Raw genomic sequence first — 17,351 nt, 5'->3', positions numbered from 1 at the left:
TGACAGAATCTTTATGACGTCTTCAGCAGCAGCGCTGCTCGATCGGCGGTAAGTACGTCGCTCTGAGCAGCCCGCTGCGCGCTCGACCCGCGCGAGAGCCATATCGTGCTTGACCTTAGCGTGCAAATGTGTGGTCCGACGCGATATTGCGTGCAAATTTGGAGTATCGGGTCACGGCTGCCAGATATGCTGGAATCAGTCGCAGCGACGTGCAGAAGCGTATTTCTCGACGCGAAAGTTCGAAAAGCGCGATCGACGCTGCAAAGACGTTTGATTCTGACTGTGCGGTTTATCGAGGCCCGCGCCGCAGCGAAAGCCGGCCTGGACGTTCGTCTGGCAAGGAGACAAGATATGGATACGGACCTTTTATCAATGGAACGCGGATCCCCTTGCTGCACTGCCTCAGGTGAGGATCATCAGGGTGCAATCGGCCAAATTCTGCAGACCATTCTCAGCATTCACTCGATACCCGATTCGCCAGTACTACCAAAGCCATTGGGAACGTTTCGAAAATCGAGGCATGTCGACAATAGGGCGCGAGTTCCTTTACGCGTATTGCAGCCTGCGCGGCTCGAGATCGTTGATCGCCCCTCGCGAACGACGGTCACAGTATTCTGGAGCGACGCACTGAGCGGTCACTACTCGGATCAGATGTGGAGACTGGGGCGCTCACAAGTAACTGCGGTTTGCGTTCTGACCGGTACCCCGATACTCATCGGAGATCCAATCTTCCGGCCGCATTGCCGAGGCAGGTCTACCCCAGGTAACCGCGATGCAATGATTAGAGCGGATGCGATCTGCCATGACCTGCCGCCGTATCGTCAGCTGGCATGCGGATCGGCACGACGGGTCGAAGCGTAGCTCATGAATAGTTTCGCCCATCTCACCCTCATGTCTGTAAGAAAACCGACGTGGTTGAGTGCGACTATGCATCTTCCCGGGAAGCCGAATTAGTCTGGCTGGCAGCACCCGCATCACGTATTTGCATCTCGGCAATTGTCGATCTGTTTTGCTCTCCCCAAACACATAACGGCTTCAAGGCCGCTGCGAGTGACGAGCCGAATTCCGTGACCTCGTACTCAACTTTCGGCGGTACTTCGCGGAAATCGCGTCGAATTAGCACGCCGGCTTCGGTCAATTCGCGCAACTGCTGTATCAGAACCTTCTCGCTGATACCGTGCACCAGCCTCTTCAACTGCCCAAATCGACTAGGGCCCTGGCGTAGATGAAACAAGATAAGAGGCTTCCATTTCCAACCCATTACCGACAGCGCAACTTCAAGACCGCAGCCGCTTACCAGACCTGACACTATGAACCCCACTTACCTTTTGGTAGGTACTATGCTAACAGAAAGCTCCGCCTCATAATGCGGCGTCTTGAGCAAAAGGAGTATTCAAATGGGCAGACTTTCATCGAAAACAATCGTGGTCACCGGCGCTAACAGCGGCATCGGCCTAGCCATTGCAAAGCGATTTACTGCAGAAGGTGCACGTGTTTTTATGACTGGCCGTCGGCAGGAGGAACTTGATCGCGCTGTGTCGCTGGTCGGCCCGAACGCTCGCGGGATACAAGGCGATGTATCCAACCTCAAGGATCTCGATCGGCTCTACGCCATTGTCAAGGACGAAGCAGGCACCATCGACGTACTCGTCGCGAATGCCGGTGGTGGCGAGTTCGCTGCGCTCGGTGAGATCACTGAGGAACATTTCGATAGAACATTCGCAACGAACGTCAAGGGCACCCTTTTTACCGTACAGAAGGCTCTTCCGCTTCTCAAGGATGGTGCCTCGATCATCCTCACCGGTTCAACGGCAGCCGTCACCGGTATACCGGCATTCAGCGTATACAGCGCGAGCAAGGCTGCTATCCGCAATTTTTCCCGAGGGTGGATTCTCGACCTCGCGCCACGGAAGATCCGCGTCAACGTGCTCGCGCCTGGCAACACCTCGACACCCGGCTGGCACAATCTCGCTCCGTCGGAGGATGTCCATGCTGCGATGTTGAGCGGAGCAGCACAGGTGACACCACTCGGACGCATGGCCGACCCCGATGAAACCGCCGCAGCGGCGCTATTTCTCGCGTCTGACGACAGCAGTTTCGTCAACGGAAGCGAACTCTTTGTCGATGGTGGATCCGCGCAGATCTAGGTCGAGCAAGTGGGTTGAGCCGAATGACTCGGATCGTGTCAGCTCGCAGGGATTCTATTCGCACACAGGCGTTTCCCGTTTCTTTTTAGGGAAATTTCATGGGCATCATTGTGCACCACCTCGAAAATTCGCGTTCTCAGCGCGTCTTATGGTTGCTCGAGGAACTTCAATTACCTTATGAAGTAGTTAGGTACGGGCGAGAGTCAACAACCGGTCGAGCACCGAAAGCAGTCGCAGACATACACCCGTTAGGAAAGTTGTCATTGCTACAGGACGGCTCGCTCACTTTGGCAGAATCGGGCTTGATTTTTGAGCATCTTCTCGGGAAGTCTCCGGTCGATATTGGCCAACCCATCGATCCAATCATCCGCCAGCGATATCAGCTTTTCATGCACTACGCCGAGGGGTCGCTTATGCCTCCCCTCTTTGCACTTCTGGTATTGAATCGTATGGGCGACGCAGCGCGGGCGGCGATTTCCGAATTAAAGCAGTCATTTGCTGAACACCTGACGTGGATGAACGCCGAACTCGAAACCCGCGTATGGTTCGCTGCCGATTCTTTTACGGCAGCCGACGTGATGATGAGCTTTCCTCTTGAAGCGGCTCGTCAGCGCGGTGGGCTCGACAGCAGATACGAAAAACTGAATCTGTTCCTGGAACGCGTGCATGCAGGCCGGCGTATCGCGCCGCGTTGGCCGCGGGCGGACCTTACGCGCTTGCCTGACACAAGCAGCAGAAGCGAAAACTCCACGCCGGTTCCCGTCTCCACATCGCTTTGCGTTTCTCGATCCGGTCGGCGCGCGTCATCTCGTACTATTATTTTTCAAGCTTCACAAGCGGTACATTCTTCTTGACGATATAAGTCGCCAGTTCGGATCCAACCTCGGAACTCGTATTAATCGCGACGTGCGGAACGCCTGGAGGAATGTATAAGGAATCACCAGCTTTTAACGACACTGGCGCCTGACCATCGAGGATGTAGTCAAAGGTCCCCTTTAACACGTGAGCTATCTCCACTCCAGGATGAGAATGTTTGGGTGACGCGACTCCAGCACCAAAATCGACCTGAACCTGTATGACCTCCTCGTCTCCCGTCAGATCGTGCGCAACGAGGTCGGTCCTTCGCAGTCCGGCCGTCCAATTACTCGTACGCTGATCAGTCCCAACATGTCCTGCGCCGGTGCCCTGATCTTGTCCCTTCGCTTGCCAGCTTGTAGCGCTGCCTGTCAGGATGAGAAGAAAAAGAAGCCCTCCCCTCCGCCGGTTCAGCCGTGCGTCCGTATACATACGTCCTCCATCTAACGTGATACAGGGTTTCCCGCTGAGACTACGACCGGCGAGCTAATCCACAGGGAATGGCTGCATCATTCAGGTGCGGAGCTGAAGACCGCTTCCTGCTTTTGCACTACCTTAACAGCGGGCATGAACAGCATGGAAACAACTACTCCTACCGCCACTAGAAACATTGCAGTAAAAGTTAAATGAAGCGCGTGGTGAAGCGCCAATCTTAAGCGTTCGATGGAAGCAGGATCGCCTTGAGCATTGTTCGTTAGCAAGCGCTTGAGCTGGTCCGCGTGAATAACAGGCATCCCGTCGACGTGTGCGAGCCCGAAGTTCTGCACTGCGCCGAACACCGCTGCACCAAGTGTATTTCCAAGATTACGCGCGAACAGATTAGAAGCCGTGGCGCTGCCGCGCTCTTGCGGTGAAACGATTTCCTGTATGAGGACAAGACACGATACGCTCGTCATACCCATGCCGAATCCCATCACCAGAGAACCTGCTCCCGCCCATACAGGACTCGTCTCCGGTCGTAAAAACAAAAAAGGTAAAGCGCCTACGGGTATAAAACACGTACCGGCCAAAAGGAGGGGCCGCAAGCCCACGCGCAATAACGATCTCGAGGCAACCGTAGCGCCGGTCGGCCAGCCGACCATCACCATCGTGAGTGCGAAACCCGCTTCGATGGGCGAGCGCCGCGAAACACCCTGTACGTACATCGGCAGGAAGGTGGTCAGACACATCATAGTCATGCCAGCGAGAAGCGTCGCGGTATTGCCCGCGGCAATCGGTCGGTGCGTCCATAGCTCAAAGTTGATCATCGGATCAGCCGCACGTCGCTCCTGCCAAACGAAGAGCAATCCGGAGATGCCTAGTACTGCGAGTTCGAGCGTCAAACGACTGCCATTCCGCTTGTCCAGATCAGTAAGTGCCATCATCAACGACGCCACCGAGATAGTGAAAAGCAATGCCCCCGCTACATCTATTGAAGGTTTGCCTCGCGGCCTTTCCTCGTGCAAAAACATTACCAGTAGTGCACATGCCAGAAGGCCGACGGGTACGTTGACCCAGAAAATCCATGCCCATGACAAGTTCCGTATCAGCAGCCCGCCTATCATGGGTCCCAGCACCGCAGACACCGCCCAGACACTTGCAAGATAGCCTTGTACCTTCCCACGCTCATGCGCAGGGAACAGGTCGCCCACTATGGTCAGTGAGACGGGCAAGATTGCGCCAGCGCCGACGCCTTGCAGCAGACGAAAGCCGATCATCATGGGCATTGATGTGGCGAATCCGGCCAGGATCGAGCCAGCGAGAAAAATTCCAATGCCCGCCAGCGCCGCGGGCTTGCGTCCATAAATATCCGCCAGCTTTCCGAACACAACGGTCAACGCCGTCTGCGTGAGAAGGAAAGATGAAAAGACCCAGCTATAGAGATTGAGACCGCCAAGCTGGGTAGCGATCTGAGGCATCGCAGTCGAGACGATGGTTGCTTCGATCGCAACCATCGACATCGACGACATGACAGCGGCGATGACGAGCGGACGAGATGTGTTTCTGACAGGTTTCACGATTGTGGCTGCCTGATCCGCTGTAAAAATTCGCACTTTCGTGTCGTCTGCCAGCCAACCTTGGACAGGTCTATTGCATTGGGTCGTTGACCCGACCACCTCTGGACCTTTATCTCGCAAGAGAGTCCACAACTCATGCCACAGTTGTTATCGCTTAAACGAGGAGAGTGAAGCAGATCGTTCAGCTACTATCGCTTCCACATTCTGGCGTGTCTAACACTTTCGCACGGGCTCCTCAAAGAAGACACGGACGATAGGCAAGCAGATAGAGCGATGAGTTTGCTCTTGATTGTGGCTGAATCGGCGCTGTTCCGGGCGGTGGTCCGATGGCTCAACTACCGAGCGCGATGGGACGGGGCCGGACACTGGAGGCCATGCTCGGCGCAGATGACTTTCCGGGGGCACGCGCCGCCGTGGATCTTCGCATAGGTTATTCGTCGCCTCGATAAATGCCGAAGTGGACTGCGAAAAGCCAACGGCCGGTCGTCAGGTAGAGCCGATATCTGAACGTCTGATCATTGATTCCTGCGAAGAGCCGGGCCCGGCCGTCCGCCGCCCGACGGCCGCTAACGTTTGTCGACCCGTCTCCGCCGTTCACCTGCTTCAAGGGTGGATTGAACTTCCACTGCAAGCGTTCCCTAGCCCGAGTGGCTACCTTGGTACTTCCTGGCAGTCGGCACTGCTCTTAAAACGGAAGCGCAAAGTTCGTTTTAAGTGCAGAGAAAAGTTTTCAATTGCCTGCTCGCGTCAAATCCATCAACCGCTTCGGGAGAATCGAGATGCCTTCTCACGCAAACCGCCCGCGCCCAATGACAAGGGAAGAGGTCGAGTCCCTCACTCCGCTCTCCGCCACCAAAGAAAACCCTCATCTACCCTCAAAATCTATCGGACCGGCGATCTACGTAACTGTTCCATCCGGCGTGGAGCTTTCGCCGAAAGTGAGATGTCAGCGAATCGACGTACGCCCCGACGATCAAAGCCTGTGGAAAATCACCATTGAGAAGAGTGTCGGATCGATCCAGGCGCTGCCGATGGGCGGCACGGTCCAGAGACACGAGCAGACTGATACGATGGGCAAGATCTCCGGCCATCCGTCGTTCAGGCCTGAATGGATGGGCGTCCGATTCATCCCGAAGACCGGCATTCAGCGAACGCCGCCGCAGATGCGAGACGGGAAGGGGCGCAAGGTGAAGCCGCTTACGGTATTTCCCGGAGATGCCCGCCAGGTCCTGTTCGACACAAGTTGGCCATGGCTACTCACCGGAAAGATTGTTACCAGCGACGGCACGTCCGGATCGGGCGTGCTAATAGGCGACCGCCTCGTTTTGACCGCTCGTCACGTCATGCCCTGGAATAGCATCGCAACCGGTAACTGGTGGATGAAGTTCACTCCCTACTACTTTGACGGCACCGAACCGTTCGGCTCTTCCTATGTGAGTGACGCCCGCCACTACGGGACAGACGACTCAGACTTCAATCTGTCTCATGACTATGCGGTCTTGCGGTTGTTTGATCCGATGGGCAACCGGCTGGGCTACATCGGCACGACGAGCTTTGACGATGGATGGAGGGGGCTCACTGTGTGGGAGAACGTCGGTTATCCATTCATGTCGCAAGCGGGGAGCGACCGGCGGTGCAGAGCTGGCAGTCCTTCGAAGACGATTATGAAGACGACGACGGTCAAACCTTGGAAACGGAGGCGAGCCTCAATCATGGAAACTCTGGCGGACCATTTTTCGCCTGGTTTGAAAATGGAAGTCAAGTTCGTGCGTGTGGCGTTGTATCGAGCGAGGTGAGTTTCAACGGCGACGCCGACAATTCGGTAAGCGGCGGCGACAATCTGGTAAATCTGGTGGACTGGGCACGGGCGAACTGGCCTTTGTAGGTACTTGCCGCGGCAAGCCAGCGGGTTCATTCAGCGCAGCGACCACTGCTTGCGTGCTGACGCTGTCCCTGTTGCACGCACTGTGCGAGATCCGCGTCCAGTCTTAACCTCTTACCCAGCCGTTCTTGAACCATCATTGTCGAGGAAAACTGCATATGTCGTCTTCTGAGTCGAGCACGATCCGATGCCGAATAGATAAATAACCCGCCGTCGATCGGTGTGTGTCCGACTCAACTCGACCCGGTGCGGCCAGTCGATCAGTGGAAGCGCGGCGGCCGCTTTTAAAGTATTACAGCCGTTGCATCCATTTAAGCCATTGAGCGAAATCGCCAGTCAACGACCGGCTGGTTGTCTTGGTTCGAGCGACCACGGTCCGACGAAGCGGGCAACCTGCGGCCTCGGATTGGCGTCACGGACGGATCAAGGCATGACGGGGGGATGGAAAGCCAGCGTCCCCGCAAAAATCCACAGCATGAAGATCACAAGCGGGAGATGCACGACGAACTGGGTAAACGTGAAGCCCACCACGTCACGAGCCCGCAATCCCAACACGCCGAGCAACGGCAGCATCCAGAAAGGGTTGATCAGATTCGGCAGCGCCTCCGCCGCGTTGTAGACGGTTACCGCCCAGCCCAGATGAACCTGTAGTTCCTTGGCCGCCGCGATCACATACGGTGCTTCAATGATCCATTTTCCACCACCCGACGGCACGAAGAATCCAAGGACGGCAGAGTAGATGCCCATCAGCGCCGGAAACGATGCATGCGACGACACTGTGACGAAGAAATGCGAAAGATGATCGGCTAGCGGTAGTCCCGATGGCGCGGAGGCTTTCGTCAGTATGTACGCAATGCCCCCATAGAGAGGAAACTGAATCAACACGCCAGCCACGGACGGCACTGATTTCGCAACCGCGTTCAGGAAGCGGCGAGGCCGCCAGTTCAACAGCATCCCGGCTAACAGGAACACGAAGTTGTAGGTATTGAGATTCGAAATAGCCAGCACCGGATTTTTCATGGTGAATTCGTGCCAGGCCCAAACCGAGCCGAGTGCGACGATCAGGATTGTGATCAGCGGACTGTGCTCGAGCCAGTCACCGGGACGCGAAGGCGCTGCTACTTCGAGTTCCGCCTCGGTCAGCGAGACGCCCAGGTCTTGCGCGGTTTTGGCGCGCTCCGCGCCGGGCGCAGAGAGATACGCGATCAAAAGAGATACGACGGTCAGAGCGGCGACTATCAGCAACGACTGTGGAAGAAAAATCGTCTCGGAGAACGGAATGACCCCGGTGATAGCCAGCAGCGTTTTCGGCAAACTGTCCGGATTCGCCTGCAGTTGCGCTGCCGACGAACTCAATCCCAGTGCCCAGGTTGCGCCCATGCCGAGATAGGCGGCGGCACCCGCAGCACGGTAGTCCATGCGGAGCTCGGTGCGACGCGCAAGCGCACGAACCAGCAGACCGCTGAAGATCAGACTGATCGCCCAGTTGAAAAGCGACGCCGAAATACTGACCAGCGCGACAAATGCCACCGCGGCCTTGCCGCTCGACGGCAAGCAGGCAAGCCATGCGATCAATCTCGCGGCAGGCGGTGACACCGCGACAACGTAGCCCGAGATAGCCACGATCGCCATCTGCATCGTAAATGGAATCAGGCTCCAGAATCCATCTCCGAAGGCAATGCCTACACGCTGTGCCGGCGCGCCCGTCGCCAGGGCACCGTTAGCGACGACGACAACCGCGATCGCCGCGAATATGTATGCGTCTGGAAACCACTTCTCCGACCAGCGGGTCACGGCTGCGGCCATGCGCTCGAGCCCGACTGCATCGTCGGGTGTCGAGGCTGGCAGGTCTTGCTGACGGTTCAATTCCTTCATCATGGTCTCCGACGCGTCGAGTGATTAAACATGCTTTTCATAAACCTGCGCTGCCGCAGCCAGATCTTCGAGTGCGGTTCCGACCGCCTTGAATACCGTCCGCTCGCTGCCGTGGAGTCGGCCGCGGACGGCGCCCCGGCACAGGGCGGCAAGCGTACCGCTCAGGTCCGCCGGCGACATCACGTTGCGCGACAATGGCCCAATCAGGTCGCCGGACTTCTGCGGTGCCTCGTCCGTGTCGATAAACACGCGTGCGTTTCGGAAGCAATCGTCGTCGGCCTCGCGCATCTGCGGCGTGAAGCTTCCGATCAGATCAAGGTGGGTTCCCGGTTTCAACCACGAGCCGTGTACGATCGACTCGGTAGCGAGCGTCGCGCAGCCCACGACATCCGCGCGCGCCACGCTGTCCGGCAGACTGGCGACAACTGCCGCATCGAAACCTTCGCCTTGCAGTTGCTGTACGAGTCGCGCGGCTGACTCCGGATTAATGTCCCAGACCTCGACATGCGTGATCGGCAACTGGCTTCGATACGCTGCCGGCACCAGGCTTCCCACGCGTCCGGCGCCCAACAGCACCATGCGCGACGAGTCGTCGCGTGCCAGAAAAGTGGCAGCGAGTGCCGATGCGGCGGCGGTCCGGCGTGACGTGATTTCATTGCCGTCCATTTGCGCGAGCGGCTCACCCGTGCGGGCGTCGAACAGCACGTAGGTGGAGTGCAAACCAGGCATCCCGCGAGCGTGGTTACCTGGGTAAATGTTGACGGTCTTGATGCCGAGATATCGGTCAGCCTCCCACGCCGGCATAATCAAAACGGTGCCGGTCTTGTCGTCGCCGACATCGATCGTGTGCGAGTGTCTGAGTGGAACCTCACACCCCTTGATGAATGCCTTCTTCAGTGACGGAATCAACGTGGCGAAGGCCAGCGCCTCGCGTGTCGCTGCCGCGTCAAAAAATCTCATGCTCGATTGCTCCTTGTGAGTCGCTCACGCTTCAATGGAAATATCAGTGGCCGGGATAGCCTGGCAGGCGAGGCACATATCGGGTTCATCCGGCCCATGCCCTGCCATATGCGACACCCTGCCCGCCAGGACCTTGACGGCACAGCTCTCGCATTGCCCGACCCGGCAGCCGCTCGGCATGCTGACGCCGAGGCTCTCGCCGAAGCTAAGCAGGCTTCCCCGTTCAGGAGCCCATTCGGCCTTGATCTGGGAACGCCGGAATTCGACGGCAAAGCGCTGTGATGGATCGAGGACCGGCTTCGACGGAGAGCGAAAGGCTTCGCTGAAGATATCGAACGGCGGTACGCCACGCTCGACGAGGGCCGCCGTGATTGCGTTCATCATGGGCTCCGGGCCGCATAAATAGAACCGCGCGCGGCGCTGTATCAATGCGTCGTCCACTACGTCCGCAGTGAGGTATCCCTGCATCTCGAAGTCGCGTCCGAGTACTTCGTCGCGCGGGCGGTTATAGCAGTTCACGAGCTTGAGGGTTGGCAACGTATGCTGCAACTGCGCAATCCGGTCCCGGAACGCATGAGTTGAGCAGTTCAGATTCGCGTAGAACAGCCAGGATTCGGGCGCTTGCGTGCCCAGATGTCCGATCGTTTGCAGCCACGAAATGAAGGGCGTTATTCCAATGCCGCCCGCGAATATGACGACCGGTCGCTTCGAAGCCGGCGGTATGATGAAGGTGCCGCTGGGGGCTTGAAGCAAGACCCTGTGCCCAACTGCCAGCTTACGATGAATATACGAGGACATGACGCCCTCGAACTGTTCACCATCCGCACTTCGTCCTCGCTGATGGCGCACCGAGATCGAGTATGTCCGGCGATCGTTTTCAATTGCATGGCCAGTGAGCGAATAGGCACGCGTCGTTCCTCCTTCGCCCAATTCCGGAATATGGATCGTCACATGCTGTCCGGGCAGATAGTCGGGAAGCGGTCCGCCGTCGGCCGCGCTGAACGTAACCGTGCGAACGCCTTCGGCTTCTCCATGTACGGCCGACACGACAAAGCCCCGGAAACCTCGCCATGCCCGCCGCGCGTGATCGACCGACGGGTCGAGCTTGACGTCGCAGGGCACGGCACGTAGCGACGTCGAACCGCTCAGCGGATCGCCGACGGCACCGGACACAATGCTGTTGTAGTTGCTGGTTGTGCTTCCCAGGGCCGCAGACGATTCCATGCCGATCTCGTCGCACGCCTGCCACCAGCCATACTCCGCGACTACGACATCCGGCGCGAGTTCGGGTACGACTCGCGCACGAAATCGTGCGCTACCGTTTGCACTGGCGACGCGTATCCAGTCGCCGTCGACGATGCCTTTTGCAGCCGCAAGATCCACTCCCAGTTCGGCGACGGGATACGGCGCGCGGCGGCGAAGGCTTGGTAGGCCACGATGCTGACTGTGGCAGTAATAGCCGTTCTTGATGGAGGTGAGCGTGTACGGAAAGCGTCGGCGGTCGACTGCGCGTGTGCCATTTGCGTGGCCCGGCGGAACATACTGTGGTACGGCCGGATACCCGTTCCGATGCAACTTTTCTGAATAGAGCTCGGCGCGCCTGGTTTCGGTTGCGAAGCCTCGCAGACCATTCGCCGTGGCGCGGGCGTACTGCTTCTCCCGCTGTTCAAGCGGCCGGTAGATGCCCTCAGGATGGGCACGCAGCGCCGCGACGTCGAGACCCAACGGTTCGAGAACATGGTTCCATCCTTTTTCGACGTCGCCACCGAAGAATTGATCCCCCATGCCGAGCCTCACCGCCAGATCCAGAACGATGTTGTAGTCCGCAGTGCTCTCTCCGCGTGGCGTCACCATCCGTTGGCGCAACTGGATCAGTTCGACAGCCCGCTCGTTGATCTCGAAGCCGAGGCGCAGCCCTTCCCGTTCCCACGGCGTATTAACCGGCAGGAAGATATCCGCATACCGGGCGGATGGCGTTTCGAACAGGTCGCAATGAACATGGAAATCCAGCGCACAGAGCGCGTCGTGCGCCATTGCGCTATCGGCCTGCGACATCACCACGTTCGTGCCGAACGCGACAAGCGCACGCACCCGATAAGGCTTGGCCTCGAGGATGGCGCGATAAACGTCACGCGCAGTCACCCATCCCTGGGACGGCGGACCGAGCGGTCGCTCATCAAGTCCTAGCGCCTTGGCTCGCTGCTGGGGACTCAGCAGCGCGTAGCTGCTCAAAGGATTTGCGGGCTGCTTCAACCATTCGCGGTTTGAGCCGCGCGTGTCGAAGGCGCCTGTCAGTGCATACAGCGTAGCGATCGCCCGCTCTGTTTGCGTCGCGTTCGTGTGTTGCCCCACGCCTGACCAGGCGTGATAGGCGATACGTTGACGTGGCTTGAGCATCGCCGCCGCGATTTCGATCGCAGCGGCGTCGACGCCGGTGATTTTGCTCACATGTTGGGGGGTATAGTCAGACAGCGCATCGCGGTACAACTCGAAGGCGGGCGTGCACGTGACCTCTTTCACCCGACCTGTCGCGTCGAATAGGGAAATCTGCTGCGAGCCCGCCATCGAAAGATCGGCAGGTACCGTGAGCGCTTCTTCACCGACGAGTTCGAGGCGATTGAGCGTGCCGTTCCAGACCGCATATCGATTACTCGGCGACTCGGGGTCGAGGTCGCGCTCACGCAAAAAATGCCCACTATCGCGACGAACGAGGAACGCGCCGTTCGTCCACTCACGGACAAATGCGTCGTCGATATTTCCCGTCTCGATCATTTGCCGGGCGATGCCCATTGCGAGCGCGCCGTCCGTGCCTGGTTGCACGCGCAGCCATACGTCCGCCTCGCGCGCCAGCGCCGTGGGTCGCGGGTCCACGACAATCAGCTTTGCGCCGTTGCGCCGACCTGTTGCAATACTGTCCGCTTGGGCCAGCCACGTGTTGGCTGGATTCGTACCCCAAAGCACGATCACATCGGAATTCCGGTAATCGGCCGTTGGCATGCCGCAGCCGAACGTGAACATATGCGCGAAGTCCTTATGCCAGTTGCAGATCTCAGTCGCGTAGCAAACGTTCGGACTTCCAAAAGACCAGACGAATCGCTCAACCCAGTCGATACTGTCGCTCATCGGCGTACCGCTCGGCGTGGTCACGCCAAACACCACGGCTTCAGCGCCGTTTTCCCGTTTGATGTGCCCGAGCGTGGTCGCGATCTCGTCGAGCGCGTCGTCCCAGCTAATCCGTTTCCACTTCGGATCAGCCGCCCCTTTCGGGGTAGTTCGACGCATCGGGTACAACACGCGGTCGGGGCTGTGCACGAGTTCCGGCGCAGCCTTGCCCTTCATGCACATCGCGTTGCCGGTGGGATGCGTATTGTCGGGACGCACCGTCAGCAACATGTCGGCGCTGACCGTGTTGATCGTGCCGCATCTCGATCGGCAAAGCGTGCAGTAGCCCTTCTTCTCCCGCGTCTCCATCATGGTTCCACTGTTGATGTTCATGACGGGATCCTATGCAGCCGAAAATACCTTGCCTAATTCATATTTCATGCGTCGTGATATATAATTTTTCAATATCTCGGGCAACCCGTCCGTTCGCCATGTCGGCGTGCGCGGCGCCGCGACCCAGCGGAGTACCTCAAGGTGGCCACGCACATCACGCTTCGCCAGATCGAATACTTCATCTCGGTGGCTGATACGGGGCAGATCTCCAGATCTGCCCACCTCTGCGCTGTTTCGCAGTCATCGATGACGATCGCGCTGAAGAATCTCGAAGACACCGTTGGGACGCCGCTTCTGCAGCGCCACGCGAGGGGCGTGCGGCTCACCCGAGCCGGCGAGCGGTTTCTCCGGTATGTGCAAAACGCGAGCTTGTCGATAGATCGCGCCATGGTCGCGGCCCTGGAGGAACCTGAACAGATTTCGGGCAACGTTCGGGTCGGCGTCACGGAAACCGTGTCGGCTTACCTGATGCCGTCCATGCTTGCTACGACCGCGCAGCGCTTCGAGCACCTGACTGTCGAGGTCATCGAAGACGCGCGCGAAGATATTGAGCAACGCCTCGTCGACAATCAGCTTGATATAGGTCTGATGCTTGTGTCCAATACCGCCGACGTGGACGAACTGAAGTACGAAACGATTCTGCGCTCCGCGCGCCGGCTTTGGACTCATCCGAACCACCCGTTGCAAGATGCACAACAGGTCACGCTAGAGGATATTGCGCGGGAGGACTATCTCTTACTCGACATGGACGAGCATGTCCGCACTGTTCGCAAGTATTGGGGAAAATATGGCCTCGAACCGCACGTGCGCATCCAGAGTAAGTCGATCGAAGCCGTGCGAAGCATGGTCGCGCTCGGGTTAGGTGTCACGATTCTCTCGGACCTCGTCTATCGTCCGTGGTCGCTCGAAGGGAATCGGATTATGAGGCGTGATCTGGGCATTTCCATCCCGACCATGGATGTCGGCGCGGTCTGGAACCGAAAGGGAATTCTGTCGGCGCCCGCGAGAGTGCTTTTAGATCTCTTCCGGTCCTGGAAGAAGACAGTCCAATAGGCGAGCTTGGCTGATAGGCATGGCGGACGTTCGTGATCACCTTTGAAGCCTTGGCTGCTGAACGATCGCTCCGGCGAAAAAAAGACGCGAGGTGCATCATCGTTCCGCGAGCGACCGATAGCTGATGTGAAGCCGACATCCGGCTCGGCATGCACAGACCTAGCCGGGCCGGCTCGGTCCCGCTTCGGCCATCCTGTACTAACATGTTGGACTCAAGGAGGGCGCGCATGTGCCAGCGAAGTCAACCCGACGGACGCTGGTTGTGTGCGAATCAGGGATGTCCTGACCGACATGCGATACGCGCAATACATTAAAAGCCGGTTGCTGATCGTCGCAGCATTCGTGTTCCCCGCGTTAGTGTCGATCAACGGCTGTAAGTCGACGGCGACGGCGTCCGCGACCGCGACCGCTCCGGGGGCGATCGTCACTGATGACGCCGCGCTCGCCGCCCGGGTGAAGCAGGCACTCGCTGCGGACCCGGGACTGAGATCGTTGCCAATGAGCATTGCGACGTACCGAGGCGTCGTGCAGTTGTCAGGCTACCTGGATTCAGATGTACAGATTCAAGAAGCGCTAGCCGTAACGGGTGGCGTGGCGGGGGTGCATACCGTGAGCAACGATCTGCACATCAGGCCGAAATGACGCACGATCGGGCGGTTCCGCGAACGGCAAGGCGCATCTGTGCGCTGATGATCGTTCCTCAATGCTCTATCACGGCCACCGGTATTCGGGGCCGGCCATGGTCGACCCTGAGCCGACCTTCTCGGGCGAGGCCGTGAACGTCCTCAATCGGTCGTCAGATACTTGCCGTTCAGACTTCAATCGCCACTCGGCAATGTTCTCCTGAACGGTCAGAAAATTCGCGCTGTTCTGCGTAAATGCGCGCTCTACAACGCGCCGAGCGGGATTTTCAGATAACGAGTGCCGTTGTCTTCAGGCTCAGGTAATGAGCCTGCACGAATGTTGACCTGGACAGCGGGAAGAATGAGCGTGGGCATATCAAGCGCCCGGTCACGTTCGGTGCGCATCGCGACGAACGCATCTTCCGTGTTGCCGTCATGCAGATGAATATTGCGCTTGCGCTGTTCCGCAATGGTGGTTTGCCATTGTGGTTGACGCGACTGCGGCGGGTAGTCGTGACACATATAAAGCCGGGTTTCGTCAGGTAGCGACAGCAGTTTGCGTGCTGAGCGATAAAGCGCACGCGCATCGCCGCCCGGGAAATCGCACCGTGCGCTACCTACGTCCGGCATGAACATCGTGTCGCCGACAAAAACCGCATCTCCGATCTGATACGCCACGTCAGCCGGCGTATGTCCGGGCACGTGCATGGCGTGCGCACTCAGTCCGCCGATCTGGAACGTCTCGCCGTCAGTGAACAGATGATCGAACTGCTGGCCGTCGTCCAGCGCGTGCGCAACCAGGTTAAAAACGCGCTTGAATACACCCTGCACTGCACGAATGCTCTCGCCGATGGCGATCCTTCCTCCCAGTCGTGTCTTCAGATATTGCGCGGCCGACAGGTGGTCCGCATGGGCATGCGTTTCCAGCAGCCATTCAATACGCAGCCCGTGAGCCTGCACAAATTTCACGACCCTGTCCGCCGATTGAGTCGAGATACGGCCAGCCTTCGGGTCGTAGCCAAGCACCGAATCGATCACGGCACACGCTGTGCCATCTCCGGCGTGAACGACATAGGTTACGGTACAAGTGGTTCGATCAAAGAACGCTTCTACCCGTGGCTTCATCAGATGCTCCAGTCAATACATTGAAAAACAATATATATTTTCATATAATGAAGGTCAACATGATTGTCAGGTCAGAGGACGCCGATCGATGAGCACACCGTTATCTCCTGCCGCGCTCGACGCGCTGCGGCAATCCGCGACGAAATGCTGCGCCCTTCTCAAAGCCATGGCGCAGGAGGACCGTCTGCTGCTGTTGTGCCAACTGATCGAAGGCGAACATAACGTTGGAGAACTGGAAGCGGCTGTCGGTCTTCATCAACCGAGTCTTTCGCAGCATCTCGCCGTGCTGCGCGACGAAGGTCTTGTCAGTACGCGGCGCGAGGGAAAGTACATGTACTACAGTCTCGCGAGCGCCGAAGTCTTAAGCATCATGGAGACGTTGTCGAACCTCTATTGCGGCAAAGTCAAAGGACGCCTGAAATGAGCATCGACCTTGCTCACTTCACGCCGCTTCCCGCACTCGCCGGCGGCTTGCTGATCGGTCTCGCGGCAACGCTGCTTGTGCTCGGGAACGGCCGTATCGCCGGCATCAGTGGGATTCTTGGCGGCCTGCTCGACACGACATCCGGTGATCGTGGCTGGCGCGCTGCGTTCGTGCTCGGACTATTTGCCGCGCCCTGGATATTCAAGCTTTTCACGGCACTGCCGGCCGTCGCGATTACGTCATCGCCGCCTGTGCTCGTCGTGGCCGGTCTGCTCGTTGGCATCGGCACCCGCTATGCGTCCGGCTGCACCAGTGGTCATGGCGTATGCGGCCTTTCACGCGGTTCGGTCCGCTCGCTTGCGGCCACCGCGACGTTCATGGCAATGGGCTTTTTCACCGTTTTCGTTACCCGCCATCTGCTGGGGCTTTGACATGCTGATTCTCAACGCGCTGCTGGCCGGTCTGATATTCGCCACGGGACTGATCGTTTCCGGCATGGCCAACCCTGCGAAGGTGCTGGGTTTTCTCGATATCGGGGGCAACTGGGACCCTTCACTGGCGTTCGTCATGGCCGGCGCGATCGCCGTTGGCAGTGTCGGCTTCGCGATTGCACGCAGGCTCAAGCGAAGCCTGTTCAACGCACCCATGTCGCTGCCGACCGCGACGCACATTGACCGCCGCCTGCTTGCTGGTAGCGCCATGTTCGGTGCCGGCTGGGGCCTGGCAGGATTCTGCCCGGGACCGGCCCTCTTGAGCGCCGGAAGCGGTGAGTTTAAAGCGATGCTGTTCGTCATCGCCATGCTCGTTGGCATGAAGATTTTCGCGTTGGTCGAACAACACGTTACCCAAACCAACTGGCGGTAATCTCGCACACATTCGCGTGTACGGGCGCCCGATGAATTGAACGCGAAACGT

General features: G+C 58.4%; 16 protein-coding genes. 9 read left to right on the top strand and 7 right to left on the bottom strand.

Annotation, left to right across the window (positions count from 1 at the left end):
- The first annotated feature begins 126 nt into the window (after nucleotides 1–126).
- On the top strand, nucleotides 127–861 hold the full coding sequence (locus B0G75_RS42090) for a DUF3331 domain-containing protein (RefSeq protein WP_374956940.1): 735 nt from the start codon (nucleotides 127–129) through the stop codon (nucleotides 859–861).
- Nucleotides 862–925: 64 nt separating this feature from the next.
- Here the strand turns inward: B0G75_RS42090 and B0G75_RS34920 are convergent, their stop codons facing one another.
- Nucleotides 926–1,261, bottom strand: a complete 336-nt coding sequence (locus B0G75_RS34920; RefSeq protein WP_106314374.1) for a helix-turn-helix domain-containing protein — start codon at nucleotides 1,259–1,261, stop codon at nucleotides 926–928.
- A 136-nt stretch (nucleotides 1,262–1,397) separates the two neighbouring features.
- On the opposite strand from B0G75_RS34920, the gene B0G75_RS34915 reads away from it, so the two are divergent.
- Nucleotides 1,398–2,147 carry an SDR family NAD(P)-dependent oxidoreductase gene (locus B0G75_RS34915; protein WP_106314373.1) on the top strand — a complete coding sequence of 250 codons (750 nt, stop codon included), beginning with the start codon at nucleotides 1,398–1,400 and terminating at the stop codon, nucleotides 2,145–2,147.
- A 98-nt stretch (nucleotides 2,148–2,245) separates the two neighbouring features.
- Complete coding sequence (locus B0G75_RS34910) at nucleotides 2,246–3,001, top strand: glutathione S-transferase family protein (RefSeq protein ID WP_308705944.1); 756 nt, start codon at nucleotides 2,246–2,248, stop codon at nucleotides 2,999–3,001.
- Here the strand turns inward: B0G75_RS34910 and B0G75_RS34905 are convergent.
- The gene (locus B0G75_RS34905; protein ID WP_106314372.1) at nucleotides 2,964–3,434 is read right to left on the bottom strand and encodes a cupin domain-containing protein; all 471 of its coding nucleotides are present in this window, start codon (nucleotides 3,432–3,434) and stop codon (nucleotides 2,964–2,966) included. The genes B0G75_RS34910 and B0G75_RS34905 overlap by 38 nt on opposite strands.
- Before the next feature lie 77 nt (nucleotides 3,435–3,511).
- Nucleotides 3,512–4,951 carry an MDR family MFS transporter gene (locus B0G75_RS34900; RefSeq protein WP_106314371.1) on the bottom strand — a complete coding sequence of 480 codons (1,440 nt, stop codon included), beginning with the start codon at nucleotides 4,949–4,951 and terminating at the stop codon, nucleotides 3,512–3,514.
- 827 nt (nucleotides 4,952–5,778) lie between these two features.
- Between B0G75_RS34900 and B0G75_RS34890 the strand changes: the two genes are divergently transcribed.
- Nucleotides 5,779–6,795 (top strand): serine protease, encoded by a 1,017-nt coding sequence (locus B0G75_RS34890; RefSeq protein WP_146142572.1) that lies wholly within the window; start codon nucleotides 5,779–5,781, stop codon nucleotides 6,793–6,795.
- Between the two features lie 509 nt (nucleotides 6,796–7,304).
- Here the strand turns inward: B0G75_RS34890 and B0G75_RS34885 are convergent.
- The 3 genes from B0G75_RS34885 to B0G75_RS34875 are packed head-to-tail and all read right to left on the bottom strand — an operon-like array spanning nucleotide 7,305 to nucleotide 13,187.
- On the bottom strand, nucleotides 7,305–8,756 hold the full coding sequence (locus B0G75_RS34885; RefSeq protein WP_106314369.1) for a short-chain fatty acid transporter: 1,452 nt from the start codon (nucleotides 8,754–8,756) through the stop codon (nucleotides 7,305–7,307).
- A 24-nt stretch (nucleotides 8,757–8,780) separates the two neighbouring features.
- The gene (locus B0G75_RS34880) at nucleotides 8,781–9,716 is read right to left on the bottom strand and encodes an ornithine cyclodeaminase family protein (RefSeq protein WP_106314368.1); all 936 of its coding nucleotides are present in this window, start codon (nucleotides 9,714–9,716) and stop codon (nucleotides 8,781–8,783) included.
- Nucleotides 9,717–9,740: 24 nt separating this feature from the next.
- Nucleotides 9,741–13,187, bottom strand: a complete 3,447-nt coding sequence (locus tag B0G75_RS34875; RefSeq protein ID WP_106314414.1) for a molybdopterin-dependent oxidoreductase — start codon at nucleotides 13,185–13,187, stop codon at nucleotides 9,741–9,743.
- A gap of 165 nt (nucleotides 13,188–13,352) precedes the next feature.
- On the opposite strand from B0G75_RS34875, the gene B0G75_RS34870 reads away from it, so the two are divergent.
- Both B0G75_RS34870 and B0G75_RS34865 read left to right on the top strand, forming a co-directional pair.
- A complete protein-coding gene (locus B0G75_RS34870; RefSeq protein ID WP_106314367.1) occupies nucleotides 13,353–14,264 on the top strand; it encodes a LysR family transcriptional regulator in 912 nt (303 codons plus the stop codon).
- 291 nt (nucleotides 14,265–14,555) lie between these two features.
- Nucleotides 14,556–14,906 carry a BON domain-containing protein gene (locus tag B0G75_RS34865; RefSeq protein WP_106314413.1) on the top strand — a complete coding sequence of 117 codons (351 nt, stop codon included), beginning with the start codon at nucleotides 14,556–14,558 and terminating at the stop codon, nucleotides 14,904–14,906.
- 245 nt (nucleotides 14,907–15,151) lie between these two features.
- Here the strand turns inward: B0G75_RS34865 and B0G75_RS34860 are convergent, their stop codons facing one another.
- Nucleotides 15,152–16,012, bottom strand: a complete 861-nt coding sequence (locus B0G75_RS34860) for an MBL fold metallo-hydrolase (protein WP_106314366.1) — start codon at nucleotides 16,010–16,012, stop codon at nucleotides 15,152–15,154.
- An 88-nt stretch (nucleotides 16,013–16,100) separates the two neighbouring features.
- Here B0G75_RS34860 and B0G75_RS34855 point away from each other — a divergent pair, with 88 nt between their 5' ends.
- The 3 genes from B0G75_RS34855 to B0G75_RS34845 are packed head-to-tail and all read left to right on the top strand — an operon-like array spanning nucleotide 16,101 to nucleotide 17,300.
- The gene (locus B0G75_RS34855; protein ID WP_106314365.1) at nucleotides 16,101–16,436 is read left to right on the top strand and encodes a helix-turn-helix transcriptional regulator; all 336 of its coding nucleotides are present in this window, start codon (nucleotides 16,101–16,103) and stop codon (nucleotides 16,434–16,436) included.
- Entirely contained in the window at nucleotides 16,433–16,867 is a 435-nt protein-coding gene (locus tag B0G75_RS34850; protein ID WP_106314364.1) for a YeeE/YedE family protein, read from the top strand. The genes B0G75_RS34855 and B0G75_RS34850 overlap by 4 nt, the downstream gene beginning before the upstream one ends.
- A 1-nt stretch (nucleotide 16,868) precedes the next feature.
- Entirely contained in the window at nucleotides 16,869–17,300 is a 432-nt protein-coding gene (locus B0G75_RS34845; protein WP_106314363.1) for a YeeE/YedE family protein, read from the top strand.
- The last annotated feature ends 51 nt before the right edge of the window (nucleotides 17,301–17,351 follow it).

The sequence above is a fragment of the Paraburkholderia sp. BL18I3N2 genome (genome assembly GCF_003001875.1).
GTDB classification, from domain to species: domain Bacteria; phylum Pseudomonadota; class Gammaproteobacteria; order Burkholderiales; family Burkholderiaceae; genus Paraburkholderia; species Paraburkholderia phytofirmans.
This window is presented reverse-complemented; position numbering and strand designations above follow the sequence as displayed.